Annotated in this window: 25 protein-coding genes and 3 riboswitches; of the genes, 14 read left to right on the forward strand and 11 right to left on the reverse strand. The window is 38.1% G+C overall.

Annotated features, from left to right (window positions below; all coding sequences use genetic code 11):
* Positions 1 to 8: 8 nt before the first annotated feature.
* From uca to M3225_RS14430, 4 genes are all read right to left on the reverse strand, one after another.
* Complete coding sequence (uca, locus tag M3225_RS14415; RefSeq protein WP_251394845.1) at positions 9 to 3,620, reverse strand: urea carboxylase; 3,612 nt, start codon at positions 3,618 to 3,620, stop codon at positions 9 to 11.
* Positions 3,621 to 3,636: 16 nt separating this feature from the next.
* Complete coding sequence (locus M3225_RS14420; protein WP_251394847.1) at positions 3,637 to 4,290, reverse strand: urea amidolyase associated protein UAAP2; 654 nt, start codon at positions 4,288 to 4,290, stop codon at positions 3,637 to 3,639.
* Positions 4,291 to 4,310: 20 nt separating this feature from the next.
* A complete protein-coding gene (locus M3225_RS14425; RefSeq protein ID WP_251394849.1) occupies positions 4,311 to 5,048 on the reverse strand; it encodes an urea amidolyase associated protein UAAP1 in 738 nt (245 codons plus the stop codon).
* Positions 5,049 to 5,095: 47 nt separating this feature from the next.
* Positions 5,096 to 5,200: riboswitch (guanidine-I (ykkC/yxkD leader) on the reverse strand.
* 124 nt (positions 5,201 to 5,324) lie between these two features.
* Positions 5,325 to 6,674 carry an APC family permease gene (locus M3225_RS14430; RefSeq protein ID WP_251394851.1) on the reverse strand — a complete coding sequence of 450 codons (1,350 nt, stop codon included), beginning with the start codon at positions 6,672 to 6,674 and terminating at the stop codon, positions 5,325 to 5,327.
* A 63-nt stretch (positions 6,675 to 6,737) separates the two neighbouring features.
* Positions 6,738 to 6,839: riboswitch (guanidine-I (ykkC/yxkD leader) on the reverse strand.
* A 212-nt stretch (positions 6,840 to 7,051) separates the two neighbouring features.
* A riboswitch (purine riboswitch) is annotated at positions 7,052 to 7,153 on the forward strand.
* A 508-nt stretch (positions 7,154 to 7,661) separates the two neighbouring features.
* Between M3225_RS14430 and M3225_RS14435 the strand changes: the two genes are divergently transcribed.
* A complete protein-coding gene (locus tag M3225_RS14435; RefSeq protein ID WP_251394853.1) occupies positions 7,662 to 8,987 on the forward strand; it encodes an amidohydrolase family protein in 1,326 nt (441 codons plus the stop codon).
* A 47-nt stretch (positions 8,988 to 9,034) separates the two neighbouring features.
* On the opposite strand, the gene M3225_RS14440 is transcribed toward M3225_RS14435, so the two are convergent.
* Positions 9,035 to 9,232 (reverse strand): cold-shock protein, encoded by a 198-nt coding sequence (locus M3225_RS14440; RefSeq protein ID WP_013055689.1) that lies wholly within the window; start codon positions 9,230 to 9,232, stop codon positions 9,035 to 9,037.
* Positions 9,233 to 9,655: 423 nt separating this feature from the next.
* Here M3225_RS14440 and M3225_RS14445 point away from each other — a divergent pair, with 423 nt between their 5' ends.
* The 7 genes from M3225_RS14445 (at position 9,656) to M3225_RS14475 (ending at position 14,159) form a co-directional block, all read left to right on the forward strand.
* Positions 9,656 to 10,288, forward strand: a complete 633-nt coding sequence (locus tag M3225_RS14445; protein WP_251394855.1) for an NAD(P)-dependent oxidoreductase — start codon at positions 9,656 to 9,658, stop codon at positions 10,286 to 10,288.
* A 173-nt stretch (positions 10,289 to 10,461) separates the two neighbouring features.
* The gene (locus M3225_RS14450) at positions 10,462 to 11,448 is read left to right on the forward strand and encodes a Gfo/Idh/MocA family protein (RefSeq protein WP_251394857.1); all 987 of its coding nucleotides are present in this window, start codon (positions 10,462 to 10,464) and stop codon (positions 11,446 to 11,448) included.
* A gap of 403 nt (positions 11,449 to 11,851) precedes the next feature.
* Positions 11,852 to 12,394, forward strand: a complete 543-nt coding sequence (locus M3225_RS14455) for a peroxiredoxin (RefSeq protein WP_014461319.1) — start codon at positions 11,852 to 11,854, stop codon at positions 12,392 to 12,394.
* Between the two features lie 119 nt (positions 12,395 to 12,513).
* Complete coding sequence (locus tag M3225_RS14460; protein ID WP_251394860.1) at positions 12,514 to 12,957, forward strand: TlpA family protein disulfide reductase; 444 nt, start codon at positions 12,514 to 12,516, stop codon at positions 12,955 to 12,957.
* A 219-nt stretch (positions 12,958 to 13,176) separates the two neighbouring features.
* Positions 13,177 to 13,788 (forward strand): sigma-70 family RNA polymerase sigma factor, encoded by a 612-nt coding sequence (locus tag M3225_RS14465; RefSeq protein WP_251394861.1) that lies wholly within the window; start codon positions 13,177 to 13,179, stop codon positions 13,786 to 13,788.
* Entirely contained in the window at positions 13,781 to 13,927 is a 147-nt protein-coding gene (locus M3225_RS14470) for a YvrJ family protein (protein WP_251394863.1), read from the forward strand. The genes M3225_RS14465 and M3225_RS14470 overlap by 8 nt, the downstream gene beginning before the upstream one ends.
* A 4-nt stretch (positions 13,928 to 13,931) precedes the next feature.
* Positions 13,932 to 14,159, forward strand: coding sequence for a helix-turn-helix domain-containing protein (locus M3225_RS14475; RefSeq protein WP_251394865.1), 228 nt, complete (start codon positions 13,932 to 13,934; stop codon positions 14,157 to 14,159).
* 315 nt (positions 14,160 to 14,474) lie between these two features.
* Here M3225_RS14475 and M3225_RS14480 read toward each other — a convergent pair whose 3' ends face one another.
* The 5 genes from M3225_RS14480 to M3225_RS14500 all read right to left on the reverse strand — a co-directional run bounded on the left by M3225_RS14480 (position 14,475) and on the right by M3225_RS14500 (position 16,750).
* On the reverse strand, positions 14,475 to 14,648 hold the full coding sequence (locus M3225_RS14480; RefSeq protein ID WP_013055701.1) for a twin-arginine translocase TatA/TatE family subunit: 174 nt from the start codon (positions 14,646 to 14,648) through the stop codon (positions 14,475 to 14,477).
* Between the two features lie 73 nt (positions 14,649 to 14,721).
* Positions 14,722 to 15,036 (reverse strand): DMT family transporter, encoded by a 315-nt coding sequence (locus tag M3225_RS14485; protein ID WP_251394867.1) that lies wholly within the window; start codon positions 15,034 to 15,036, stop codon positions 14,722 to 14,724.
* 1 nt (position 15,037) lies between these two features.
* Positions 15,038 to 15,379: a quaternary ammonium compound efflux SMR transporter SugE gene (gene sugE, locus M3225_RS14490; protein ID WP_025749661.1), complete on the reverse strand. Its 342-nt coding sequence runs from the start codon at positions 15,377 to 15,379 to the stop codon at positions 15,038 to 15,040.
* 42 nt (positions 15,380 to 15,421) lie between these two features.
* Complete coding sequence (locus M3225_RS14495) at positions 15,422 to 16,012, reverse strand: TetR/AcrR family transcriptional regulator (RefSeq protein ID WP_251394869.1); 591 nt, start codon at positions 16,010 to 16,012, stop codon at positions 15,422 to 15,424.
* An 84-nt stretch (positions 16,013 to 16,096) separates the two neighbouring features.
* Positions 16,097 to 16,750, reverse strand: a complete 654-nt coding sequence (locus tag M3225_RS14500) for a hypothetical protein (RefSeq protein WP_251394870.1) — start codon at positions 16,748 to 16,750, stop codon at positions 16,097 to 16,099.
* A 908-nt stretch (positions 16,751 to 17,658) separates the two neighbouring features.
* Here M3225_RS14500 and pgsB point away from each other — a divergent pair.
* From pgsB to M3225_RS14530, 6 genes are all read left to right on the forward strand, one after another.
* A complete protein-coding gene (pgsB, locus tag M3225_RS14505; RefSeq protein WP_016763263.1) occupies positions 17,659 to 18,840 on the forward strand; it encodes a poly-gamma-glutamate synthase PgsB in 1,182 nt (393 codons plus the stop codon).
* Positions 18,841 to 18,856: 16 nt separating this feature from the next.
* On the forward strand, positions 18,857 to 19,306 hold the full coding sequence (gene pgsC / locus M3225_RS14510; RefSeq protein WP_013055707.1) for a poly-gamma-glutamate biosynthesis protein PgsC: 450 nt from the start codon (positions 18,857 to 18,859) through the stop codon (positions 19,304 to 19,306).
* A gap of 40 nt (positions 19,307 to 19,346) precedes the next feature.
* Positions 19,347 to 20,543 carry a CapA family protein gene (locus M3225_RS14515; protein ID WP_285885580.1) on the forward strand — a complete coding sequence of 399 codons (1,197 nt, stop codon included), beginning with the start codon at positions 19,347 to 19,349 and terminating at the stop codon, positions 20,541 to 20,543.
* A 28-nt stretch (positions 20,544 to 20,571) separates the two neighbouring features.
* A complete protein-coding gene (locus tag M3225_RS14520; protein ID WP_251394871.1) occupies positions 20,572 to 22,134 on the forward strand; it encodes a gamma-glutamyltransferase family protein in 1,563 nt (520 codons plus the stop codon).
* A 20-nt stretch (positions 22,135 to 22,154) separates the two neighbouring features.
* On the forward strand, positions 22,155 to 22,358 hold the full coding sequence (locus M3225_RS14525) for a CapE family protein (RefSeq protein WP_014461308.1): 204 nt from the start codon (positions 22,155 to 22,157) through the stop codon (positions 22,356 to 22,358).
* 124 nt (positions 22,359 to 22,482) lie between these two features.
* On the forward strand, positions 22,483 to 24,045 hold the full coding sequence (locus M3225_RS14530) for a gamma-glutamyltransferase family protein (RefSeq protein WP_251394872.1): 1,563 nt from the start codon (positions 22,483 to 22,485) through the stop codon (positions 24,043 to 24,045).
* A 26-nt stretch (positions 24,046 to 24,071) separates the two neighbouring features.
* Here the strand turns inward: M3225_RS14530 and M3225_RS14535 are convergent, their stop codons facing one another.
* The gene (locus tag M3225_RS14535) at positions 24,072 to 24,521 is read right to left on the reverse strand and encodes a staygreen family protein (protein WP_251394873.1); all 450 of its coding nucleotides are present in this window, start codon (positions 24,519 to 24,521) and stop codon (positions 24,072 to 24,074) included.
* Positions 24,522 to 24,572 lie beyond the last annotated feature (51 nt).

A 24,572-nucleotide genomic window follows, 5' to 3' on the forward strand; every position in this document is an offset into this window, starting at 1 on the left:
CACCGTCCTTAATGAGTAATTGGAGCAAAGGCTTTTATACCGGCAATCAGCTGTCCAGCCTGTACTTCATCGCCTGGTTTCACATGAATAGAACTGATATATCCATCCAAAGGTGCTAATTGAGGAAACTCCATCTTCATACTTTCTTCTATAATTAACGTATCGCCTTTTTCAACTTTTTGTCCTTCTTCTACAAGAACTTTCCATACGCTTCCCGGCATTGTACAGCGAACAGCTTCTGTACCTTGGGGCAACTCTTGTTCCGTAATTTCAGCCGTTTCGTGTTCAGAGACATACTCAGCTAAGCCAAGTGCTTTCCAGCTTTCTCGTTCTGTTTGAAAAGCAGCCTGCTGGGTGTGACGAAAAGCAGCTGTGCTTTCTTCAATCGATGAAAGAAAATCTAAATATTCCCCGAGTCTAAACGTTGTCTCCGTAATATCCGCTTCGAATCTCCCACGAAGGAAATCTGCGCGCAGTTTTAAAAGCTCATCTGCTCCTACTGGATAAAATTGAATTTGGTCAAAGAAACGAAGAAGCCACGGTTTTCCGGCTTCAAAACTTTCCGTTTGACGAAGTCGGTTCCACATTTGAATTGTACGTCCTACAAACTGATAGCCGCCAGGACCTTCCATTCCATATACGCACATATATGCACCGCCAATACCAACTGCATTTTCAGGCGTCCATGTACGAGCGGGATTATATTTAGTTGTAACTAAGCGGTGACGAGGGTCTAGGGGCGTAGCTACAGGCGCACCTAAATATACATCTCCAAGCCCCATTACTAGATAATTGGCGTCAAATACAATTCGTTTAACATCTTCAAGATGGTCCAGACCGTTTACTCGGCGAATAAATTCTAGATTGCTTGGACACCACGGTGCGTCTGGACGAACGTTTTGCTGATAGCGTTCAATAGCTAATTGAATCACAGGATCGTCCCATGAAAGTGGAAGTTTTACAATACGAGACGGAACTTCCATTTCTTCAAGAGGAGGAAGCGCGCGATCAATAGCCGAAATGTGCTGACAAAGTTCAAGAATAGACATTTTTGTTGCATCAATATGAATTTGAAGAGAACGGATGCCAGGCGTTAAATCTAGAACTGGTAAATCCTCACGCGTTTGGATAGCTTCCATCAAAGCATGTACTTGGAAGCGAAGCAGCAGGTCAAGCTCCATTTCTCCGTACTCCACAAGTATATTCGCATCACCTGAGCAGCGGACGAAAAATGGGAACCGTCTATTTTCCGTTTCGTTGATTAGCAGCGGATAATCGCTTTTTAGCGGTTGAGCTACTGGATTTGTAAGTAAAGGAAGTGATGTAGATGTTCCTATACGTTGTAAAAAGTTTTCTTGGGTATATTTAAGTTTCTCAGCTTGTTCAAGGTCAATCAATTTAAACGAAATTTTATCTCCGGGATGAAGCTGTCCTATTTTCCAAAACTCTGCTGAAGCGGTGGTAACAGGGCAAACAAAGCCGCCAAGACTCGGACCGTCGGGGCCAAGTAAAATAGGCATATCTCCCGTTAAGTCTAAGGTGCCGATTGCATATGCATTATCATGAATATTTGATGGATGCAAACCGGCTTCTTCTCCATCTTCACGGGTCCAAAAAGGAGCTGGACCTATTAACCTAACGCCTGTTCTCGAGCTGTTAAAATGAACTTCCCATTTTGTATCTGTGAGCTGTTGTAAGTATTGAGGCTGTAAAAACTCTTCTGTACAATGAGGACCCGGAATCACACCGATTGTCCATTCTTTAGACATGGCAGGCTGATAAGAAAGGGCAAGTTCATTTTCAACGTGAGAGTAGTCAGAGACACGCAGTACATCTCCTGTACGAAGTGCTCTTCCACCGTGTCCTCCGAAGCTTCCTAGTGTAAAAGTAGAAGAACTGCCTAATATTTTAGGCATATCAAGTCCGCCGCCAATAAGTAAATACGTCCGCATTCCTTCGGTTGCTTCACTAAATGAAAGAATTTGTCCCGGCTTTGCTTGAATGGTTTTATACATAGGAATTTCAGCGTCGTCTAATGTGGCATGCATGTTAGCACCCGTAATGCAAAAAGATACATCGTCTCTAAATTTATAAGAGCCGCCTCGGAGAGTCATTTCGATCCCCGGTGCATCTGGCGAATTTCCGAGAAGTTTGTTTCCTATGCGAAAAGCAAAAGGATCCATTGGACCGCACGGAGGAACCCCTACGTTCCAGTGCCTGGTGCGTCCTGGATAATCTTGAACAGTAGACTGAACGCCGCCGTCTAATACTTCGAGTGCCTGTTCGCTCGGAGTATATGAGTTAAGCATTTGGGTATACACGTCACCTATTTTGCACGCTTTTTCTTCTAACAGTCCCTGCAAGTATTGAAGATTAGTAGTAACGCCGTATAATCTTGTCTCTTTTAAGGCAGCGCTCAATTTTAGAAGGGCTTCTTCTCGTGTTTTTCCGTGAACGATAATTTTAGCCAGCATAGGATCATAAAGTGACGTTACATGAATACCATCTCGTACCCACGTTTCGACTCGAGCCCTTTTAGAGAAAATCGCTTGATCGATTTGCCCGCCGCTTGGACGAAAATCATTTAAGCAATCTTCCGCATAAATACGAGCTTGGATACTGTGACCTGAAGACGCAGGAAGCAAAGAAGGAAGGTTTACTAGCTCATCCGAAGCTTCTTTAAGCATCCATTCTACTAAATCAATGTTTAATACTTCTTCTGTAACTCCGTGCTCTACTTGAAGGCGAGTATTTACTTCTAAAAAATAAAACTTCTCCGCTTCGGCGTCATAGAGAAACTCTACTGTTCCTGCACTTCGGTATCCGACTTCTTTGGCTAGTCGCGTAGCTGCTTGCAGCATATTTTCTCGTATATATGAAGGGAAGTTTGGAGCGGGGCTTTCTTCAATTACTTTTTGATTTCTTCGCTGAATCGAGCAGTCGCGTTCTCCTAAAGCGACTACTTCTCCGAAAGAATTCCCAAAGATTTGAACTTCCACATGGCGAGCTTTTTGAATATACTTCTCTAAAAAAACACCGCTGTTTTTAAAGTTTGTTTGTGCTAAGTGGCACACGAAGTCAAAAGCTGCTTGAAGAGCTTTTTCATCTTTGCAAATACGCATTCCAATTCCGCCTCCGCCTGCTGTACTCTTTAACATAACGGGATAGCCAATCTCTTCCGCGGCACATATAGCTTCTGATACATCTGTAATAAGAGGTGTACCGGGTAACAAAGGCACGTCGGCTCTTTGCGCAATTTCCCGGGCAGAATGTTTTAATCCGAATATTTCTATTTGTTGAGGTGTAGGACCGATAAATATAATTCCTTCAGCCTTACAGCGACGAGCAAATTCTGCGTTTTCACTTAAAAAACCGTAGCCTGGATGAATAGCTTCCGCGCCTGTTTTCTTTGCAATATCTAGAATAAGGTCTTCATTTAAATAACTTTCTTTTACAGGACCGCTGCCAATTAAAATGGCTTCATCTGCTTCATCAACGTGCAGGCTGTCTTGATCTGCTTCTGTATAAACAGCTACAGATTTCATCCCTAAATGTCGTAATGTTCGCTCAATTCTAACGGCAATTGCGCCTCGGTTAGCAATTAATACTTTTGTAAACATAGATGAACACTCCTTTTTATAATGAATCCCAAATAACTAAGCGAATAGGGGTAGGGTTATAATTGTTGCACGGATTATTAAGCTGAGGGCAGTTGCTGATCAATACAAGTGTAGGGTTGATAGCTTCCATTTCTACATAGTATCCGGGTGCAGATACGCCGTCATCAAACGTTAATCCGCCGCTTGGCGTCACGGGTACATTCATAAAAAAGTTTACGTTTGGTGCTAAATCTCTTTTGGTGTATCGGCTATCATATTTTGATAGCTGCAGCATAAATGTATCTCGGCAGTTATGCATCGGAAGCGTGTCATGTGCATAGCGTACGGTGTTGCTTTGTGCCGAACAAGCTCCGCCTAAGGTATCATGGCGTCCGCACGTGTCAGCTACAATTTTTACTAGCTCTTTTCCAGATTGAGAAAGCAGCACTGTGCCGGTGGATAAATAAATATTTCCTTGATTAGCAATCGTAGATACTGCACTGTAATGATCTTCTAGATTTTCTGCATCAAAGAATAAAGTATCCGCTGCTTGATTGCCTTCTATATCTATTATTCTAAGAGCTTGGCCGGGTTTAAGTTCGTGCATCCAGCCATCACCTGCTAGTACGGTTTCATCATAAATTGCGTTTTCTATGTTTCTATTACTTTCCACTCGATTAAATACAGCCATTATAGAAGCCTCCTTTATTTTTAAATAGTTGATAATGTTTTATTTCCAAGCAGCAGGTCATAAGACCATGTATTTTCAAACGCTCGTTTATTTTCAGGTCTAAAATTTAAACAGTAGTCGTCTGAGCTTACAGGAGCCGCTTCATCTACGGTTATTTCAATAGGAACAGAAGGATACGTTCCCCTCAGGTCTAAAGGATTAGGTGTATTGGACAGTACAAAAAGCAAATCCATTTCTGTTCTAAGCGTAATAAAATCTCCTTTTTTACAATGAGAAGAAACAAAATTCATATTCCCTTCTTCGTCGCAGTATACTTTTGAAAATAAATTAAGATTAGGAACGATATCACGGGCTGTTAAACCATTGCGTAGAAGCTCCATTGAGAAATTTTCTTCTCCATTTCTTCTCCATTCGTTTCGAGATTCTTGATAAGTAGATGCGCCGTATTTTTGATGAGTTAAGCTGCGCGTAGTATAGCCTGAAATTGTATCATGCCAGCCGATTGTATCAGAAATGATGCTCGCAAGTGCTCTGCCGTTGTCACTCATTAGAACGTGTCCTTTTGTTAAGTGAGCAGTATGCTGAGCTTTTAAGGTATCGGGCATGTTGTATCGCTCCGTTAAATCATGAATGTTGTATAGTAGTACGGATACATTTGCACCGGATTCTTGTGCGGTAAACGTCACCGATTTTCCTCTTCCAATTCGTCCTGACCATTTTCCGCCTGCCGGGATTGTTTGCTTCCAGATATAACTCATAAAGTAACCTCCTTAGAATAAAAAAAGGATAAAAGCCTAGGGGAGTAGTCTCCCAGGCTTTTATCCTTCCGTGTTATACAGCGTAGCGCTATATCGCTCTCTCTCGGACCAGTCTTTAACATATGTTAAACGGAACCCTAGACAGCTTTTTTGTTCTTAACGGCTGTAAGAACCTTTATCCATTTGTGGCTTTCGATTAATCGTAGTATAGTATGTGTGAAAATGAGTTGACAAGCAGTTTGTTAGAACACCTGACATAAAAACTGATTTTTCAGTTTATTTTTCAGTGACCGTCACTTTTGAATGATCTCGCTTCACAAAAGGGGACGCCAGTCGAGATTTGACAAATAAATAGAGAAATCCAATAGTAAGCCAGGCCACACCAATCAAAAGAGTGTCTTTGTTCAACAGCGTAAGCAGCCATCCGATAAATCCTGCTCCAATCAAAGGGAAGATAAGATAAAGTATCGTTTCAATGAACGACCGTTTTTTTAACTTAATATAAAAATGAGCAATGACTGATACATTAACAAATGTAAAAGCGGTTAAGGCACCGAAACTGACAAAAGTAACGGCTGTGTTTAAATCAATAACCATTCCCAAAAACGAAAAAGCTGTGACAAGCAAAATATTCAAAACGGGCGTTTTGAACGTTGGATGAATATATGAAAATACCTTTTGTGGCAACACAGATTCACGGCCTAAAGCATACAAAAAACGAGTGACGCTTGTGACCGAAGAAACTCCTTGAGTAAAGGTAGCGATAATTAAGACCGTAATAAATAGACTGCTTAAAAGGTTTCCGCCAACTAATTTTACTAGGGTATAGGCTGCATTATCAGGGTTAGTAAACGTGAATCCAGGGTAGGCAATCTGTGTAAAATATGAGATAGCGATGTACATAACAGCCGCGATACAAACAATAAGAAAAATAGCTTTTGGAATTGTCTTTTCCGGTTGAATTGTTTCTTCCGCCATTGTTGTAACTGCATCAAATCCTAAAAAGCAAAAGCAAATGAGCGCAGCTCCAGAAAAAATAGTCGTAAACGGTACATCTGAAGCCAAAAAAGGATGAAGTGAAAAAAGAGTAGAAGAACTAGCTTGACCTGTTGTAATATCTTTGATGATAAATAAACAAAACAAACCTATAAACAGAATTTGAACCACAACAGAGATGCCGCTTATACGAGCCACAGACTTAATACCAACAATATTGACTAAAGCTAGGATAATGTTCATGACAATGACCCATATGTATACAGGAGTAGAAGGGAATTCTGTATGCATAAAAATACCAAATGTCAAAATAGCGATAATGGGGGAGAAAATATAGTCTAAAAGAAGTGCCCAGCCTACTAAAAAGCCAAGGCGAGGATGTATAGCTTTTTTCGTATACGTATAAGCAGATCCGGCTATTGGATAGGCTTTTACCATTCGGCTATAGCTATATGCCGTAAAAAAGATAGCTAAAAAAGCAATTAAATAAGCAAGGACCATTTGCCCTCCAGCCGCATCGTAGGCTACTCCGTAAACTGTAAAGAAAATCATTGGAGTCATCCAAGCAAGACCCAAAAATACGATTTGATATACCTTTAGTGATTTACTTAACGTTGGTTGGTTGTTCATATAAATCCCTTCTTTCCTCTATTTTATAGTAGTAAAAAAGAAAAGCCTGGGAGAATGATGTCATTCTCCCAGGCTTTTCTCCCTCCGTGTATACGGAATGTTCCGTACGCTCTCTCTCGGACCAGCCTTTAACATGTGTTAAACGGAACCCTAGATCGCTTTTTTGTCTTCAACAGAGTGAAGACCTTTATAGGTAATGTAAGTAGTTCGAAGTATAAGCAGGATTATAGGAAGATGCAACTACTGTGTTAGATAGTTTAACAAGCTTTTTGAAAAAGTAAACTTTTGTAAAAAGCGAACTATATATAATTTTAATAAAAAGATTATTCGTTTATAGTTGACTTGTAGAAAGACCTATAGTATATTTGTAGACAAGAAAAAGCTAAATACGGTTCACTCATATATGTTTGAGAATATGGCTCAGACGTTTCTACCTTATCACCGTAAATGATAGGACTATGAGTAAAAAGTGAATCTAGGTTCCCATTTTCGCATTAGTGGAAAGTTTGGTCCAAGCGATTCACATATTCATTTTTGAAAAAGAGTGGATATGACACCGAAGGGATAAAAGCCCAGGCGGGTAGGTTTTTGCTCATTGTATTTGAGAGACCTGCCTTTGTTTGGGCTTTTTCTTATGTGTCTATTTACAGTGTGAGCGAGTGATAGAAATTTCTTGCTTGTATCTGCATTGCTTTCTGGGGAGAATAGCGATGCAAAGCATGAAATCACTCACTGAAGCTTTATCTGTAAGCCCTCATTTAACCATGGGAAGTACATTCTATCTATTTTCTAGCATTTTTTCTTTGATGAGCAGCGTGGGGACGCTGCTCCTTTTTTTGTTTTCGCTTTTTTCTCTACAAATAAAGGTCTCTAAAGAGAAGGTGATTCGCGAAATTTGGCGAATTAATGCTTTAAACAATAAATGATAGATAAGATAAAGGGGGCTATGGAAAATCAAGAAGTTGAAAAATTGAGGAGGGAATTACGTTGCTTCACTTAATTAATGTTCGTTTGCCAATTATGCACGATCACGCTCTTTTTGAAGTGAAGATTTCAAATGGAATGTATACTTCTATCGTTTTACAAAACGGTTATCTTGAAGGTGACGAGTTTTTTCCGCTACACGCAGCCGTATTAGGAAAAGAAACTTCACTTGATGCACAGGGTCGTGTGCTATTACCGGGATTTATAGATATGCATATGCATCTAGACAAAGCTCATTCGCTTCCTCAAGTGCCCAATATATCTGGAACTCTTCAAGAAGCCATTGAAAATTATAGCAGCAGCCTGCCGGCATTTCCAGAAGAAGAAATTAAGCAGCGAATGTTTAAAACTGCTTTGCAGGCATTAGCTAACGGTACAACTACGATTCGAACGCATATTGATTTTGACTGCAGCATGGAAGAAGATATTTTATTTCGCAGTTTACAAGCGGCTGTCGAAGTGAGAGATGAATTAAGTCCGTATATGGATGTGCAGGTTGTTCCACTATTCTCCAACTTAGACATTGATGATGTGAATAAAATGAGTAAAATTGAACGAGCATTCGACCTTGAAATTGATGCGATTGGAGGCTGTCCTCATTTAGCTAGAAATCCAGAAAAAGAGATTGATGCTCTGTTTTCGCTGGCTCAAGCTTATAATAAACCTCTTGATTTACATGTGGATGAAAGCGATGATCCGTCTGTTGATACAATAATTAATATTGCTCATAGAACAATTGAATTGAATATGGAAGGAAAAGTGGTAGTGGGGCATCTTTGCTCGCTTGCAGGAATGACTGATGCAAAAGTGAAAGAAATCTTACACCTTTTGAAACAGGCGAAAATTGGAGTTGTCACATTACCTGCTTCTAATTTATATCTACAGGGAAGAGAAGATAAAGGAATTGTAAGACGAGGCATAACGCGTATTCGCGACATACAAAAAGCAGCAATTCCGATTGCTACTGCATCAGATAACGTGAACGACCCTTTCCACCCGTTTGGAAAAGCAGATTTGCTGCAAGTAGGGTTACTGACTGCCTATGCTGCACATATGGGGAGTTCGAATGATCAGCGGCAATTGCTTCGAATGATTACAAGCATACCAGCTCGGCTGATTGGAAAAGAAAAGTATGGAGTAGAAGAAGGAAACGAAGCAAACTTTGTTCTATTAAATGTGCAGTCTGTGCAGGAAATATGGACTGAACTTCCAGAAACTCGCTTTGTTTTTAACAAGCATCGTTGGCTTAGCGTAAAAGAGACGCATCAACGGCTCGCTGATACGAACTTGACCAACCTTTGGCAGGAAAATCAAATTTTAATTGGTTAAATAGACATAAAAAGAAGCTGTCACTAAAGTGACAGCTTCTTAATCAATTACTTTTGAACGTTAGCAGCTTGTGGTCCACGAGCTCCATCTTCGATTTCAAATGTAACTTCTTGACCTTCTTCAAGTGATTTGAAACCTTCGCCTTGGATAGCTGAGAAGTGTACGAATACGTCGTCTTGACCTTCTACTTCGATGAATCCAAAACCTTTTTCTGCATTAAACCATTTTACTTTACCTTGTACCATTGTAGTACCTCCTGTGTGGAAAATCCACGAATATATTACTATCTCTGCTCAATTTCAATAAGAATCACTTTAAAGAAAGTCTTTCTATTTGTTAACACCGAACAAGAAATAATATACCTAGTATAACACTTTTTTATAAAAAAGAAACCTTTTTTCATAAAAAAGTACTCTGAGATAAAAATAAGTTGAAAATATGGATATATTTTGAAACGGCCGATTGGCTATTGTTTTGTGGATCGTTAGCCATCACTAAAATCTTTTATCACGTAAAAAAATGAACAGTGAGGTTGACAAATTGAATAAGTTGTAACTATAATGGTTACAACAGACTGAAAAGAATTAGCAATGCTATAAAAAGCTCAAATTTTTTTGTGTTAGATGTAACTATAATAGTTACATCTAAAATGAAAGGAGAGAATAAAAATGAAAATTGGTATTATTGGAGCAACAGGAAAAGCAGGTCAATTAATTATGAAAGAAGCAAAAAAGAGAGGACATGAAGTAACAGCCATTGTTCGAAATGCTTCTAAACTAAAAAATCAAACAAACGTACTTGAAAAAGATATTTTTGCCATTACTTCAAAAGATGTTGACCAGTTTCATGCTGTGGTAGATGCATTTAATGCACCTCCCGGAAGCGAACAGCTGCACGTTGAGTCTATACAATCACTTATTAAAGCATTTCAAGGTGTTCAAACGCGACTAGCAGTAGTGGGCGGAGCAGGAAGCTTATTTGTAGACGAAGAAAAAACAACGCCTTTAATGAGCACAGAAGGATTTCCAGCAGCTTATTATCCAACGGCTTCAAACATGGGTAAAGGTTTAAAAGAACTTGAAAAATCAAACATAAACTGGACTTATTTAAGTCCAGCAGCCTTTTTTGCCGCAGAAGGTGTTCGCACGGGTGCCTATCAATTAGGAAAAGATCACGTGATCACAAATAGTCAAAATGAAAGCTATATTAGCTATGCTGATTATGCGATTGCTTTAATAGATGAGTTAGAGAATAAAAACTATGTAAATGAACGCTTTGCTGTAGTGGGTGAGAAAGCCTAAATTTATGTTTGAGTCATATAAAAAAACAGCTTACATTTGACGTGAGCTGTTTTTTTATATAGAACAAAATAACTACAAAGCGATAGAACTGCGCATAGATTTTTTATTATTTCTTCGTTTTTCTTTCTAAAAACGATACAATACAACATAGATGACAAAAAGGAGATGAAAAGATGATTCGTTTTGGCGTAATAGGAACGAACTGGATAACAGATCGACTGTTAGAATCAGCTCAGTATGTAAACGACTTTCAGCTTGCAGCAGTTTATTCTCGAACTCTTGAAAAAGCAGAAGAATTTGCAGGTAAATATGATATTCCTCATGTATTTACTGATTTAGAGGAAATGGCAACGAGTTCTGAAATTGATGCAGTGTATATTGCTACTCCAAATGCTTATCATGCGGAACAAGCTATCTTATTTTTGAAAAATAACAAGCATGTACTATGTGAAAAACCGCTCGCAGCAAATGCAGCAGAAGTAACTCGCATGATTCAAACAGCCAAAAATCACAATGTGTTACTAATGGAAGCGATGAAATCAACACTTCTTCCCAACTTCAAAATTATTCAAGAGAGCTTACATAAAATTGGTCCAATTCGAAAATACGTTGCGGCTTACTGTCAGTATTCTTCTCGTTATGATAAATACAAAGAAGGTATCGTGCTCAATGCCTTTAAGCCAGAGCTTGCCAACGGTTCACTGATGGATTTAGGTGTATATTGTCTTTATCCTCTGATTACGTTGTTTGGAGGGCCTCATAAAATAAAGGCAACGGCGTTTATGCTAGAATCTGGAGTAGATGGAGAAGGGTCTGTTGCTTTAGAGTACGGAGATCGAGACGCGGTCATCATGTATTCTAAAATTACAAATTCTCATTTACCAAGTGAAATTCAAGGAGAAAAAGGCAGTATGATTATTGACAAAATACATACCGCTGAAAAGGTAGAAATTCGATACAATGACGGACGTGTAGAAGAGTTAACGGTCGATCAGCCTTATCCTGCTATGTATTATGAAATAAATGAATTCGTAGAGCTGTTAAAGCAAGGAAAGACGGAATCTGACACAAATTCTTATGAAAATTCGTATTTAACAATGAACGTAATGGATAAAGTACGAGAGCAAATCGGTCTTGTATACCCAAATGATAAGAAGTAAATAAAAGGGAATGCTTAGATAGCATTCTCTTTTACTATGTTTATAAAGAGCATAATTGAGATTCAAAATTTCGCTGCAGCACACTTGAAAAGCAAATATGTTGAAACAAGTGCAGGGTTTTAGTATCTTTTATCTTTACTCAACCTTACATATATAGGATTAATCAAGGGAAAGAATAGAAAGAGTGAAAAATATTCGATAATCAATCCTAGATTAAAATGATTATAAAAAGGTATTGACTATAATAATAGCTCGTGTATAATAAAGTATGTAATCAATAGTTATTACTAGTTTATAATAATACTAATAATCATTATCGAATAGTAAATAACGGTGATTGCATTAAAAATAATACATACAAGCATAAGCTTGTGAAATACATTGTACAAGGAGAGGTTTTGACATGGCAGAACGTATGGTAGGAAAACAAGCACCACGCTTCGAAATGGAAGCTGTACTTGCAAATAAGGAATTTGGAAAAGTAAGTTTAGAAGAAAATATGAAAAATGGTAAATGGACAGTATTATTCTTCTATCCAATGGACTTCACATTCGTATGTCCGACAGAAATTACAGCTCTATCAGATCACTACGAAGAGTTTGAAGATCTAGACGCTGAAGTTGTAGGTGTTTCTACGGATACAATTCATACTCACTTAGCTTGGATTAACACAGATCGTAAAGATAATGGACTGGGAGATTTGAATTATCCATTAGCTGCAGATCCAACTCATGCAGTGGCACGTGATTACGGCGTGTTAATTGAAGAAGAAGGTGTAGCGCTTCGCGGATTATTTATTATTAATCCAGAAGGTGAATTACAATACGCAGTTGTAAACCATAACAACATCGGTCGCAGCGTAGAAGAAACATTACGTGTACTTCAAGCACTTCAAACGGGCGGACTTTGCCCAGCTAACTGGAAACCAGGTCAAAAAACACTTTAATAAACAGCGGTGGAGTAGAGGAGAAATCCCTCTACTGCTACCATTAAAATAGAGAAGATAGTTTTCTAACTAGAAAAGACGGAATATTCAGTTTTATTAATAAGGAGGAGGATTTTAAGATGAAATTACGTGAACAAATGCCTGAATTAACTGGAGCAACATCTTGGATTAACGACGAAGTAACAAAGGAAGATTTAGTAGGTGATAAAGCAACGCTTATTCACTTTTGGTCAGTAAGCTGCCATTTATGTAAAGAAGCAATGCCTGAAGTTAATGATCTTCGTGATGAGTATGATGATCAATTGAATGTTGTAGCGGTTCATATGCCTCGTTCGGAAGATGACTTAGATATGGGTGTTATTGAGGCAATGGCAATGGGACACGATATTACTCAGCCAATTTACGTAGACAGTGAGCACAAGTTAACAGACGCTTTTGAAAATAAATACGTACCAGCATATTATGTGTTTGATAAAGAAGGCAAGCTTCGTCATTTCCAAGCGGGTGGAAATGGGATGCCGATGCTTCGCAAACGTATCGACCGCGTCTTAGGCGAAGAATAATTTATACATGAGGAAATAAAAAAGCATTTCTGCAAGCAGAAATGCTTTTTTTTATTTTTTAATAAGTTCTTTCTACCGTTAATAAGCATTTTATCACATTGACATAAAAAACCTAATATAGTTAAATTTATATAGGAACAAATGTTCGATTTTGTGTTGTTATTTTACTCTTTTCTCCCTTTTTAATAAATATAAGAAAAAAAGGAGGAGATTTGCACAATGACTCAGCTCTATTCGCAGCAAGAAAAGCAGCACGACACAAAATGTATCTTTCATACATTTCTTACAAACCACAGCGCAACTCTTCAGACTCATTTAATGAATACATTTTTGACACCAGAACGCTATGAGCGATTACAAAAAGCGGTTGTTAAAAATGATACAAAAGAACAAAGACTTCTAAACAAAGAATTTCATCAGTTTTATAGCGAAGTTAGATTGCTTCATTATATTAACAAGCTTTGCAGACATTATTCCAGAGATGCCATGCGAGTAAAAGAAAAAGAGCGTTCTTATATTCCTCTTCGCCTCCAGCAGCCGGTTGCGCTAGATGGAAACCGAACAGTTGAAGATATGGTAGGGGTACAGGACGGAGCTGTATGGGAGCATGAATTTTTAGCGAATCAACTTGAAAATCGTATTCTTCACCATGCATTTCGACAATTAACGGCCAAGCAGCAGTGTATGTTGCACTTGATTATTGTCGAACGCTGGACTCATAAAGAAATCGCTGCTTATTTTTCTATCTCTCAGCAAGCGGTTTCTAACCATTATCAACGTGCGCTAAGCAAGTTGAAAAAAATTATGAAGGTGAGTGATAGATATGTTTGATCCTCAGTGGCTTCAACTGGTTGGAAACGTAGGATTTCCCGCTGTCCTTTCTTTTTACTTATTACTGCGTGTAGAAAACAATATAAAGCGACTTGAAGAAAAAGTGGAAGAATTAACAATTGATTTAAGAAAGAAGTGAAGAGATGGAAACTCTATATGAACTTGTAAATAAAGTAAAAGCTGGAGATGAAGAAGCGTCAAGGCGTTTATTGAAAAAACTGGAACCAAAACTAAATAAAGCTGTCCAAAGCTTTTCACTACATGAGAGAGAAGACGTAAAGCAAGATTTAAAGATTAAAATTCTTTCCGCTGTTAAGACGTTTGATTTTTCCCAAACGCCAGGACTTTGGGAATTTTTACGTCATAAATAAAAAAGAGCGCTCGTTGTATCAACGCTCTTTTTTTTATTTTTGTCGCAGTTCTACTCCTTACCTTTCAGTGGAAAATACAAAAAATAGAAAATGGATAAATATTTTAAAAAAGGTGATGTGTACACATAGAGTTTAGTAGTATACTAACAAGTAGAATTTGTTGTGTAAAAAGAAGGTAGTCGTTCCTTACACATAGATGATTGTCTGCAACGAATAGAGTATAGAAGAGTTTTATTTATCGAATTTCAGTGTATTCTCACCACAAAGAAGCTGACTCAAACGTTTGAGTCAGCTTTTACAATAGATATAAGCCTCTTATTTAGGAGGTGCTTTTTCTTTTTCGTCTTCTTCCATAATTCCTTTTGTAGCGTTTTTAAACTCTTTTAACGTTTTTCCGGCAGCTTTGCCTAGTTCGGGCAATTTCTTTGGACCAAAAAGCAATAGAGCGACAAATACAATTAAGGCAATTTCTCCAAACCCAAGGTTCATTGTCATCTTCTCCTATTTTTTGAAAGTGTTTACAAGTTTAGTATAGCACGAAAAGAGAGGAAGTAGTACACCCTTATCCAGTGATTTTAAGGCCGATTACACCTGCTACAATACAAAAAATAAATAGAATTCGACGCATATCTTTTGCTTCATGAAAGAAAAGCATGCCAAGAAGTACACTTCCGGCAGCTCCTACTCCCGTCCATATGCCGTAAGCTGTTCCAATAGGTATTTCCTTTAATGCTAAGGAGAGAAAGTAAAAACTTCCTGCACCGAAAAGTATAAATCCAATCGAAGGAAACAGTCGCTTAAATCCATCTGAAAGTTTTAAGAAAATCACAAATCCCACTTCGCAAAAACCGGCAGCTATTAATGCAATCCAAGCCATATTAAGATTCCTCTCTTTCTGTTTCTTCAGTAGAAATTAACTTTAAACCGATGATTCCAAAGATCATTAATCCTAAAAATAAAATCTTTCCAATATTTGCTCCTTCGTCTAAAACGGTCATTCCGAGTATCGCTGTGCCAGCAGCTCCTATACCAGTGAATACTGCATAAGCTGTTCCGACAGCAATTTTTTTTAAGGCATTTGAAAAGAAATAAAAGCTGATGACAATTGTTACGATCGTAATGATTGTTGGAGTTAATTCAGTAAATCCGTGTGAATATTTTAAGCCGATTGCCCATACAATCTCGAGCAAACCAGCGATAATAAGATAAATCCAAGCCATTCTAATTCCTCCTTACATAATAATAAGCCCTTTTTACAGGGCCTATTTAGCACGTATGCCTTCCCAAAATATCGTCCAAGCATCGTGGATTTTTTGGTCATAATGTTCTGGTTCGTAATAAAAACGCTGAATGAACAGTCCGTCGGTTAAACAATAAAAGCTATTGATATACAAATCAATGGGACGTTCAATTATTTCTCCTTCAGCCATCCCCTGTGTAAAAATAGCATGCAAGATTTGATCAGATAATCGTTCGCTTCTTAAGAAAATAGATTTTACTTCCGACTGCAAATGTTCAGGTGGAAACAAAATAAGCCGACGATACATCTGTCCAAAAGAATCTTTTTCAATCATCGTGCAGAAATCTACAACAAAGCAATGAAGCTGTTCTTTAGCAGACTTTGTTTTATGCTGTTCGTATATAACAGACAACTTTGTTAAAAATAAATTCATTAAATCATGCACGGTTAGTAAAAATAAGTCGTCTTTATTCTTAAAATGAGCGTACAGGGAAGGTTTTTTTATACCTACTTTTGATGAGATATCAGCAAGCGATGTTTCTGTATAGCCTTTTTCTCCAAAGAGCTCCATCGCTGCAGCTCTAATTTTTTCTACAGTTGATAATTCACTCAAGAAAAGCTCCTCCTTAATCTAACTAACGGTCGTTAGGTAAAAGATATCAAATATAAAAAAAAGAAGCAAGGGAATTGCTTCTTTTTAATGTATTTTCACTAAATGACGCTGAGTTAAAAATAAAGAAAAGATAAAAATAAGCTCAAACGTATTTGTTACGGCTGTACTTGGTATAGGAATTGGCACAGCACTTCCTACAATCATCACCGCTACTCCAATCATCATGCTGCTCCATCGAGTCTTGCGAAATAAGGAAATTCCAATAAAAAGCAAAATAATCGCCACAATGAGAACCATAAGAGGGGGACCGGATGATCCCGCTAATGTATAGCGAACAATGCCATATTCACGTATAACTTCCATACGCTGACTAATCGTCTCGATTATTTCATAGCTGATTAAGGCAAACGTAGTTAGCAAAAAAAGAATGCCGGCAACTGGTTTTTTAGCCCATGTAATCGTCGAGTATTTCGCTACGCCATATGCAAAGAGCACCAGAGTAGGGGGAAATAAAGCGTGAAACCAAAAGCGAAGCATGCTGAGTGAACGTAAAGTATCGCCTTCACCGATAAATGAACCAATCCCAATCATTATATTATCGTAAATTAGTCCAGCTATTACTAAAGGAAGAAAAAGGATGTAAAGCGGCGAAGTGTTTTTTCTTACTACATATATGCTAAAGAAAAACAGGACGATATAGCAAAAAGAAAATAGAAAATAAAGGATTGTATCAACCATTGTTTTCCTCCTTTTGATGATACTTCTTCTTTTTATGATAACATCATATGCCAAAAAAGTGAGAAGTCATGCATTTTTCTAGGCAATCTTATCGGACAAAAGCTACCTTTATCGGTAGAAAGATTCAGAAAATATTGAAATAAAAATAGGGAAAGAGGCCATAGTCAAGAGATTTAGATTTACTGAATTGATTATTAAATAAAGGAAATCTATAAAACAACAACAAAAGAACTAGTCACATATGGAGTCTAAATGCTTATATAATTAGAAAAAAATATTTAATGTCCTTTCTATTTAAGTAAGTTAAATGTAAGCGGAAAATGATAAGAAAATGTATTTTTCTTACTTTTATATCTATCTATCATCCTCACAAGTACGGTTGTTAGACAAATTCAATTGGTATATCCACAAAAAGGAATTAATGGAATAAAATATTTTTTATCCCACTTTTATATTACAAAACGTTTTCTAAAGTTAAGAAATTTTTAATTACGTAATATTTCCGTGTGTTAATTGTAAGAGTGATGTATAAAATATTCCTGTTATTATGGTAAAAAAAGGTATCGATGGAATTTTTCTAGGTAAATAAACTTTAGACCTATTCTGTAAATTTCAAATAAAACGATGAGTTTTTAATTCTGTAAATAGACAATCGGAATTGTAAGAATATATAACATTTGAGCTATTGACCACTAATGAGCGCAGATGATAGTTTTAGAGCTGTTGAAATTGGTACTCGAGTCCATTTTTCAAAGCAGGTGTTTTAGCAGCATGCTAGCGCTGTTAATTGATTAGTTCCCATACATATATAAAGGGAGTAAAACTATGAAATCGTATATCTATCATTATGAATCAAAAGCATTCATAACGTATCCAACAGGAGAAGTTTGGAAGGAGAAGAATGAAACATGATCTTAATTATCCTATGCTGCCTATTTTTAGTAGGGTATGGCGTTTGGGAGTATCGCAGACATTTACGCAAGCTGCATTCAATTCCTGTACGAGTGAATGTTAATGGTATTCGCGGAAAATCCACCGTTACACGATTGATTACAGGTATTGTAAAAGAAGCAGGTTACAAAACAGTAGGGAAAACGACAGGAACACAAGCGCGTATGATCTACTGGCATACAAGTGAAGAAGAACCAATTATTCGTCGTAAAGAAGGTCCGAACATTGGAGAACAGCGACGGGTGGTAAATGAAGTTGCCGATATTGGTGCGGAAGCTCTTATTTGTGAATGTATGGCGGTACAGCCTGATTATCAAATCACATTCCAAAATCAGCTGATTCAAGCCAAGGTAGGCGTTATTGTAAACGTACTAGAAGATCACATGGATGTAATGGGTCCAACTCTAGATGAAGTTGCTCAAGCGTTCACTGCTACTATTCCTTATGATGGCCACCTTGTTACAATTGAAGGTCCATATTTGGAATACTATAAAAAAATAGCCGCAGAGCGCAACACAAAGGTTATTGTAGCTGACAATGATAAAGTATCTGAAGCGTATTTACGTGAATTTGATTATATGGTTTTCCCTGATAATGCTTCCATCGGTTTAGCAGTAGCAGAAGCACTTGGTATCGATGCTGAAACAGCGATGAGAGGAATGTTAAATGCCCAGCCTGACCCAGGAGCAATGAGAATTACAACGTTTGGCGATGAAAAAAATCCAGCATTTTTAGTAAATGGATTTGCGGCCAACGACGCTTCTTCTACGCTTCGTATTTGGGAACGTGTAGATTCAATGAACTATAGCGAAAAGCTTCCTATTGTCATTATGAACTGCCGTCCGGACCGTGTAGATCGCACGGAGCAATTTGCTGAAGATGTAATGCCATACATTGAAGCGGACGTAATGATTGCAATTGGTCAGACGACCTCACCGATCGCTGCTGCATATCAAAGAGGCGAATTGCCAACAAAAGAATTCTGGGATATGGAAGGCGCTTCTACAGAAGAAATTTTAGAGCGCATGAAGCCTTATTTAAAAGATCGTATTGTATACGGTGTCGGAAATATCCACGGTTCAGCCGAGCCGCTTGTTGAAGCTATTATTGAAATGAAAAAGATGAGAAAAGCAGTTTAATCTAGGAGGCCATTTCATGTTCGGATCAGATTTATATATTGCCCTTGTGTTAGGGGTTACACTAAGCTTAATTTTTACAGAAAAAACGGGCGTATTGCCAGCCGGTCTTATCGTACCGGGGTATTTAGCTCTTGTATTTGATCAGCCAATTACCATTTTAATGATTTTCTTAATTAGTATTTTAACGTATGTTATCGTCGTGTACGGAATCTCAAAAGTAGTTATTTTATATGGACGTCGCAAATTTACAGCGATGTTAATTACGGGTATTGTGATTAAAGTTGCATTTGATTATTTCTTCCCAATCTTGCCGTTTGAAGTGTTTGAATTACGCGGAATTGGTATCATTGTACCGGGCTTAATTGCAAATACAATGCAAAAGCAAGGTCTTCCTTTAACAGTTGGAACAACGGTTTTATTAAGTGGTGTAACATTTGGAATTATGCAAGTTTATTATTTATTTTAATACACAAACAAACCGCAGCTGGTAAAGGAAGGTGAAAGCGTTGAAAGAGAAAAAATTAAACTTTCAAGAAAAAGTATTGATGTTTATAAAGAAAACAAAGCCTACAACTGGCAAGCAAGCTCTTATCTTAACGCCAATTTTAATCGTAATTTTAGCTCTTTCAGGATGGATGGAGCGTTCGGATGCTCTTGAAAACCCTGAGACTGCTAATCCAGAGGCCAATAATGATTTAACGATGACTATGGTCGGAGACATTATGATGGGTCGCCATGTAAGAGAAGTAACTGAACGCTACGGAGAAGATTTTGTATTCCGCAACGTGGAGCCGTTCTTTAAAAATTCGGATTACGTAAGCGGGAACTACGAAACGCCGATTTTAACAAATGACGTAGATTCATATAAAGCAGTGGAAAAAGGTATTCATTTATATAGTAAGCCTGCTGATCTAGCGACCGTTAAAAATGCAGGTTTCGACGTATTAAACTTAGCGAACAACCACTCCATGGACTACAGTGCAAAAGGGTTAGAAGATACGATCTCTACTTTCGAAGCAAACAAATTAGATTTTGTTGGTGCTGGTCGTAATTCTGAAGAAGCAAAACATATTTCGTATAAAGATGCTGACGGTATCCGCATTGCAACCGTAGGTTTTACGGACGTATATGTAGATGGAACTCAGGCTGGAAAAAACAATCCAGGTATTTTAAAAGCAGACCCGGATCTTATTTTCAGCACGATTCAACAAGCGAAAGCAAATGCTGATTTAGTTGTAGTGAATGCCCACTGGGGTGAAGAATACGATGCACAACCAAGTCCTCGTCAAGAAGGACTAGCAAAAGCGATGGTAGACGCTGGTGCGGACATTATCATTGGTCACCATCCGCACGTTCTACAATCATATGACGTATATAAAGGTTCGGTTATTTTCTATAGCTTAGGAAACTTTATTTTTGACCAAGGGTGGTCAAGTACGAAAAATACAGCGATGGTTCAGTATCATTTAAACAAGCAGGGCCAAGCTAAAATTGATGTTATTCCAATGGTTATTAAAGCAGGTACACCAACTCCAACAGATAACCCTTGGCGCATGAAGCGTATTTATAACGATTTAAACAAGTTTTCTTCAAACCCTGAACTGTTAGAAAAAGAACGAAACAAGTTTGAATTAAACTTAGATCATTCTCGCATTATAAAACATGCAGAGGAGCGCAAAAAGAACGAAGCGCAAGCTAACTAATAGCCGTCATACACAGAGGAGGTAAAAGATGATAAATAAACGTAATACGATTATTGTTTCCATTGTCATCTTTTCACTCATAGTAGGTGTATGTGTTTATCAATTTATGTTTCCAAAACAAGAATATGCAGTAAGTACTTCAGATCCTCGCGCCACAAAAGTAGGTATGGAAATTCTTAAACAAGGCGGTACAGCAGTTGATGCGGCTATTGCCATTTCCTACACGCTTGGTGTTGTGGAACCGTACGGATCAGGACTTGGGGGAGGCGGCGGAATGCTGATTGATCCAGCAGATGCCTCTCCAACATTTATTGACTACCGAGAAATTGCACCTAAGAATGATAAAGAAGATGAGATTGGCGTACCAGGATTCGTCGCTGGTATGGATTATATTCAGCACCATTACGGATCTCTGTCGATGAGCAAACTAATCGACCCGGCCATTAACTATGCCGAGAATGGGTACAAAGTGGACAAAGATTTGCACGATAGGCTGGTTTCATACAAAGGTAATGTGAATGAAGATGAAATTCCTAGCTTTTATCCAGATGAGGACGCCATTAACACAGGTGAAATCGTCAAACAGCATGAATTAGCGAACACGCTGCAAAAGATTAAGGAAGAAGGACCAAATGCTTTTTATAGAGGGGAAATTGCAGACGATATTACAGAAGAAACGAAAGTAAGTCACAAAGACTTACGAAAGTATGAGCCTGTTGAGCGCAAACCTCTATCGACTAATTATAAAGGTCATCAAATTATTTCAGCACCTCCTCCTTTTGCTGGTGCTACGCTTATTCAAATGTTAAAAATGACGGATCAAGAAGATATTTGGAAGCTGAAGGAATCGCACCCTAGTCTTTATTATCATTTTCTTGGTCAGATTTCAAAAGTAGCTTATCAAGACCGTTTGAAAAAAATTGCCGATCCGGCTTTTATAAAAGAAACACCAAATGATTGGATCGACGATCATTACGTGCATTTACTTCGTAATAAATTAAATAATACTGAAACAGATCATACCAAAGTAAGCGACGTCGAAGAACATGAAAGTACCACTCATTTTGTTGTCATGGACGGTGAAGGAACCGTTGTATCGACAACGAATACGCTGAGTAATTTCTTCGGCAGCGGTGAATATGTAGATGGGTTCTTTTTGAATAATACGCTCAATACGTTTGGGGAAGGAATTAATAAGCGTGAACCTGGTAAGCGCCCAAGAACATTTACAGCCCCTACCATTATTCGGGAAGGTGATGAATGGGTAATGTCCATTGGCACACCGGGAGGAAATCGCATTCCGCAAGTGTTAACGCAAGTAATTGGGGATTATTTTGAAGACAAAGATTCCATTAAAAACGCAGTAGAAAACAAGCGTGTAATTTTTGATTCTCATAAGTTTTATTCAGAAGCTAAGCTTAAACAGTCAACTAAAGATGGTTTAAAAACGTACGGATATGACTTAAAAAACAATGATAACGCTATGTTTTACGGAGGCGTTCAAGCTCTTGTGAAAGACTTAAAGAAAAATAAAATCCAAGGTGACGCTGATCCGCGCCGCCACGGTTTATGGGAAGAAAGTACAGACTAACTTAATTGGAGGAATAGAAAATGATCGCAAAACGAATCGTAGGGATTGTAGGACCAATTGCTATTGTAGCAGGAGTAGTAGCAGGACTTGGAGCTTTAAAACATCCGGCTACTCTTTCAACAGATGAACAGCAAAAAATTGAAAATAACGTAAAAATGATTGAACAAACAAAATCTGCTGCTACAGATGCAGTAAATGATGCTGCGGCAGCTTCTGGAAAATAAACCTTGTATAGTAATAAAAAGGCATCGTCTAGGACGATGTCTTTTTTTGTGTTCAATGTAATGTATGGATAAAAATGAAAGCGCTTCACAAAATATACAGATGAGTAAAAATGGAGGGTAATATGTGAATAAAAAGTTACTGTTGTTTAATATTATTGCTTTTTTATTATTAATTTGCGTTATAGCCGCTTTTTTTATGACTCAATCGAGTACGGAACTTAGTCCTAAAAAGCTGCTTAAAAGAAATAATGATCATTCTTATGGTGTGAGTTCATCTAATTCTCTGGCAGCAAATATAGGGATGGACGTATTAAAAGAAGGCGGGAATGCAGTAGATGCGGCTATTGCTATTTCGTATGCTCTGAACGTAGTTGAACCTTTTGGATCTGGGATTGGCGGAGGCGGAGGTATGCTAATTGCTAAAAAAGATCAGCCCGCTACCTTTATCGATTACCGGGAAACCGCTCCAACTTCTATGAGCGGTAAAAACGGCGTGCCTGGATTTGTCGCTGGTATGGAATATATTCAGCAGAAGTATGGTACAAAATCAATGAGTGATTTGATTCAGCCCTCTGTTGAATACGCTGAAAAAGGGTTTGAAGTAGACTCTCTTTTATCTTCTCGATTGTATTACTCTAGAGGAAGGATGGATGTGGATGATCTCTCTGCTTTTTATCCGAAGGGAGAAGCAATCGAGGAAGGAGAAACGCTGTCGCAGCCAGTATTAGCTAAAACGTTAATCAAGATTCAGCGAGAAGGTGCATCTGCATTTTATAAAGGAGATCTGGCACAAGATCTTGCTGATGCAACGCCTATTTCTAAAAAAGACTTATCTTCCTATCAAGTAACAGAAACCAAGCCTGTCGTTTCTACTTACAATGGAACTGAAGTTATTTCAGCGCCTCCGCCTTTTTCTGGGATTACACTTATCCAAATGTTAAAAATGGCAGAGACAGAAAATCTTGAAGCAATGCCTGACAAAGAATATTACGAAACGATGAACAGGATTAAAAAAGCAGCTTACTCCGATCGATTAAAACATATAGGAGATCCAGTCTTTCATAATCAAAACTTAAGTGAATTAGTTAGTGATGATTATATAACAAACTTGGTCAATCACCCGACACGTTCTTCAGGTGAAAGAGACGAAGAACACGAAAGTACAACGCATTTTGTTGTTATTGATTCAGAAGGAACCGTTGTATCTACGACAAATACGTTGAGTAACTTTTTTGGTACAGGCGAACAAGTTGACGGTTTTTTTCTTAATAACAATGCTGATACATTTGGAAGCAAAGAACCGAATAATCGTGAGCCTGGAAAAAGAGCAAGAACTTTTACGGCTCCCACCATTATAAGAGAAAAAGGCGAGTGGGCGATGGGAATAGGTTCTCCGGGCGGAACACGGATTCCTCAAATTTTAACTCAAGTACTTTCTAAAAATCTTGAAGGAAATGAACCGCTTCAAGAAGCTGTAAATGAACCAAGATTTATTTTTGACGATTCGACCATTTATGTAGAGCCCGATTTAAATACGAAAAATATTCCTTCTGCATTTCGAGTGCAAACAAAGGAAAGCGACGTATTTTATGGCGGTATCCAAGCGTTAACAATTAACTTTCAAGATAAACAAATGGAAGGAGCGGGAGACCCTAGAAGAAATGGGGTTTGGAAAACAGGAGATTAACGAAGTAAAGGCCCCTTCTCATATGCTTAGGCATAATGAGAAGGAGTTTGAAAATAACGAATGGAATGAAAGTCTTTGTCGCTAGAATGAAAATGTACATAAATGGGGGAACGATCTAAGGCAGGATGAGCTCTGAAAAATGTGGCATCACCGTAGCGCAATGCTTTTAGTAAGTAAGGCATTTCCTGTTTAAAAATAGCATACCGTATGGCTTGAACAGACTTTTCTGTTTGTTCATTTCCAATAAATACGTATACATACAGCGTATCAACACCGTCTTTGTGGAGCCATTCGGCAAAAAGCTCATTTCGCTGCTCATTTAATTGATCAACAGCAAATTTTTCGTCGATCCAAAGAAATAAATCGTCTGTTTGTTCAGAATGAGTGAGCGTATAGCGGCGCCCAATAAAAGGAAAGGTGGGCGTGCTTCCTTGCCGGTATGTGACGCTAAATTGCTGAGGATTAAAAGCAGACAAACGGCATCTTCCTTTCACGCTTTTAAGTAGTTTATGCATAAAAAAAAGAAA

The organism is Priestia aryabhattai (assembly GCF_023715685.1).
Taxonomy (GTDB): Bacteria; Bacillota; Bacilli; order Bacillales; family Bacillaceae_H; genus Priestia; species Priestia aryabhattai_B.

What these genes read in the sequence shown, in the direction of transcription:
- M3225_RS14465 (WP_251394861.1), top strand. Translation starts at nt 13,177, where the DNA reads ATGACTCAGCTCTATTCGCAGCAAGAAAAGCAGCACGACACAAAATGT.
- M3225_RS14485 (WP_251394867.1), bottom strand. Translation starts at nt 15,036, where the DNA reads ATGGCTTGGATTGCATTAATAGCTGCCGGTTTTTGCGAAGTGGGATTT.
- sugE (WP_025749661.1), bottom strand. Translation starts at nt 15,379, where the DNA reads ATGGCTTGGATTTATCTTATTATCGCTGGTTTGCTCGAGATTGTATGG.
- M3225_RS14460 (WP_251394860.1), top strand. Translation starts at nt 12,514, where the DNA reads ATGAAATTACGTGAACAAATGCCTGAATTAACTGGAGCAACATCTTGG.
- M3225_RS14440 (WP_013055689.1), bottom strand. Translation starts at nt 9,232, where the DNA reads ATGGTACAAGGTAAAGTAAAATGGTTTAATGCAGAAAAAGGTTTTGGA.
- M3225_RS14420 (WP_251394847.1), bottom strand. Translation starts at nt 4,290, where the DNA reads ATGGCTGTATTTAATCGAGTGGAAAGTAATAGAAACATAGAAAACGCA.
- M3225_RS14525 (WP_014461308.1), top strand. Translation starts at nt 22,155, where the DNA reads ATGATCGCAAAACGAATCGTAGGGATTGTAGGACCAATTGCTATTGTA.
- pgsB (WP_016763263.1), top strand. Translation starts at nt 17,659, where the DNA reads ATGATCTTAATTATCCTATGCTGCCTATTTTTAGTAGGGTATGGCGTT.
- M3225_RS14500 (WP_251394870.1), bottom strand. Translation starts at nt 16,750, where the DNA reads ATGGTTGATACAATCCTTTATTTTCTATTTTCTTTTTGCTATATCGTC.
- M3225_RS14430 (WP_251394851.1), bottom strand. Translation starts at nt 6,674, where the DNA reads ATGAACAACCAACCAACGTTAAGTAAATCACTAAAGGTATATCAAATC.
- M3225_RS14450 (WP_251394857.1), top strand. Translation starts at nt 10,462, where the DNA reads ATGATTCGTTTTGGCGTAATAGGAACGAACTGGATAACAGATCGACTG.
- uca (WP_251394845.1), bottom strand. Translation starts at nt 3,620, where the DNA reads ATGTTTACAAAAGTATTAATTGCTAACCGAGGCGCAATTGCCGTTAGA.
- M3225_RS14445 (WP_251394855.1), top strand. Translation starts at nt 9,656, where the DNA reads ATGAAAATTGGTATTATTGGAGCAACAGGAAAAGCAGGTCAATTAATT.
- M3225_RS14425 (WP_251394849.1), bottom strand. Translation starts at nt 5,048, where the DNA reads ATGAGTTATATCTGGAAGCAAACAATCCCGGCAGGCGGAAAATGGTCA.
- M3225_RS14480 (WP_013055701.1), bottom strand. Translation starts at nt 14,648, where the DNA reads ATGAACCTTGGGTTTGGAGAAATTGCCTTAATTGTATTTGTCGCTCTA.
- M3225_RS14455 (WP_014461319.1), top strand. Translation starts at nt 11,852, where the DNA reads ATGGCAGAACGTATGGTAGGAAAACAAGCACCACGCTTCGAAATGGAA.
- M3225_RS14470 (WP_251394863.1), top strand. Translation starts at nt 13,781, where the DNA reads ATGTTTGATCCTCAGTGGCTTCAACTGGTTGGAAACGTAGGATTTCCC.
- pgsC (WP_013055707.1), top strand. Translation starts at nt 18,857, where the DNA reads ATGTTCGGATCAGATTTATATATTGCCCTTGTGTTAGGGGTTACACTA.
- M3225_RS14475 (WP_251394865.1), top strand. Translation starts at nt 13,932, where the DNA reads ATGGAAACTCTATATGAACTTGTAAATAAAGTAAAAGCTGGAGATGAA.
- M3225_RS14520 (WP_251394871.1), top strand. Translation starts at nt 20,572, where the DNA reads ATGATAAATAAACGTAATACGATTATTGTTTCCATTGTCATCTTTTCA.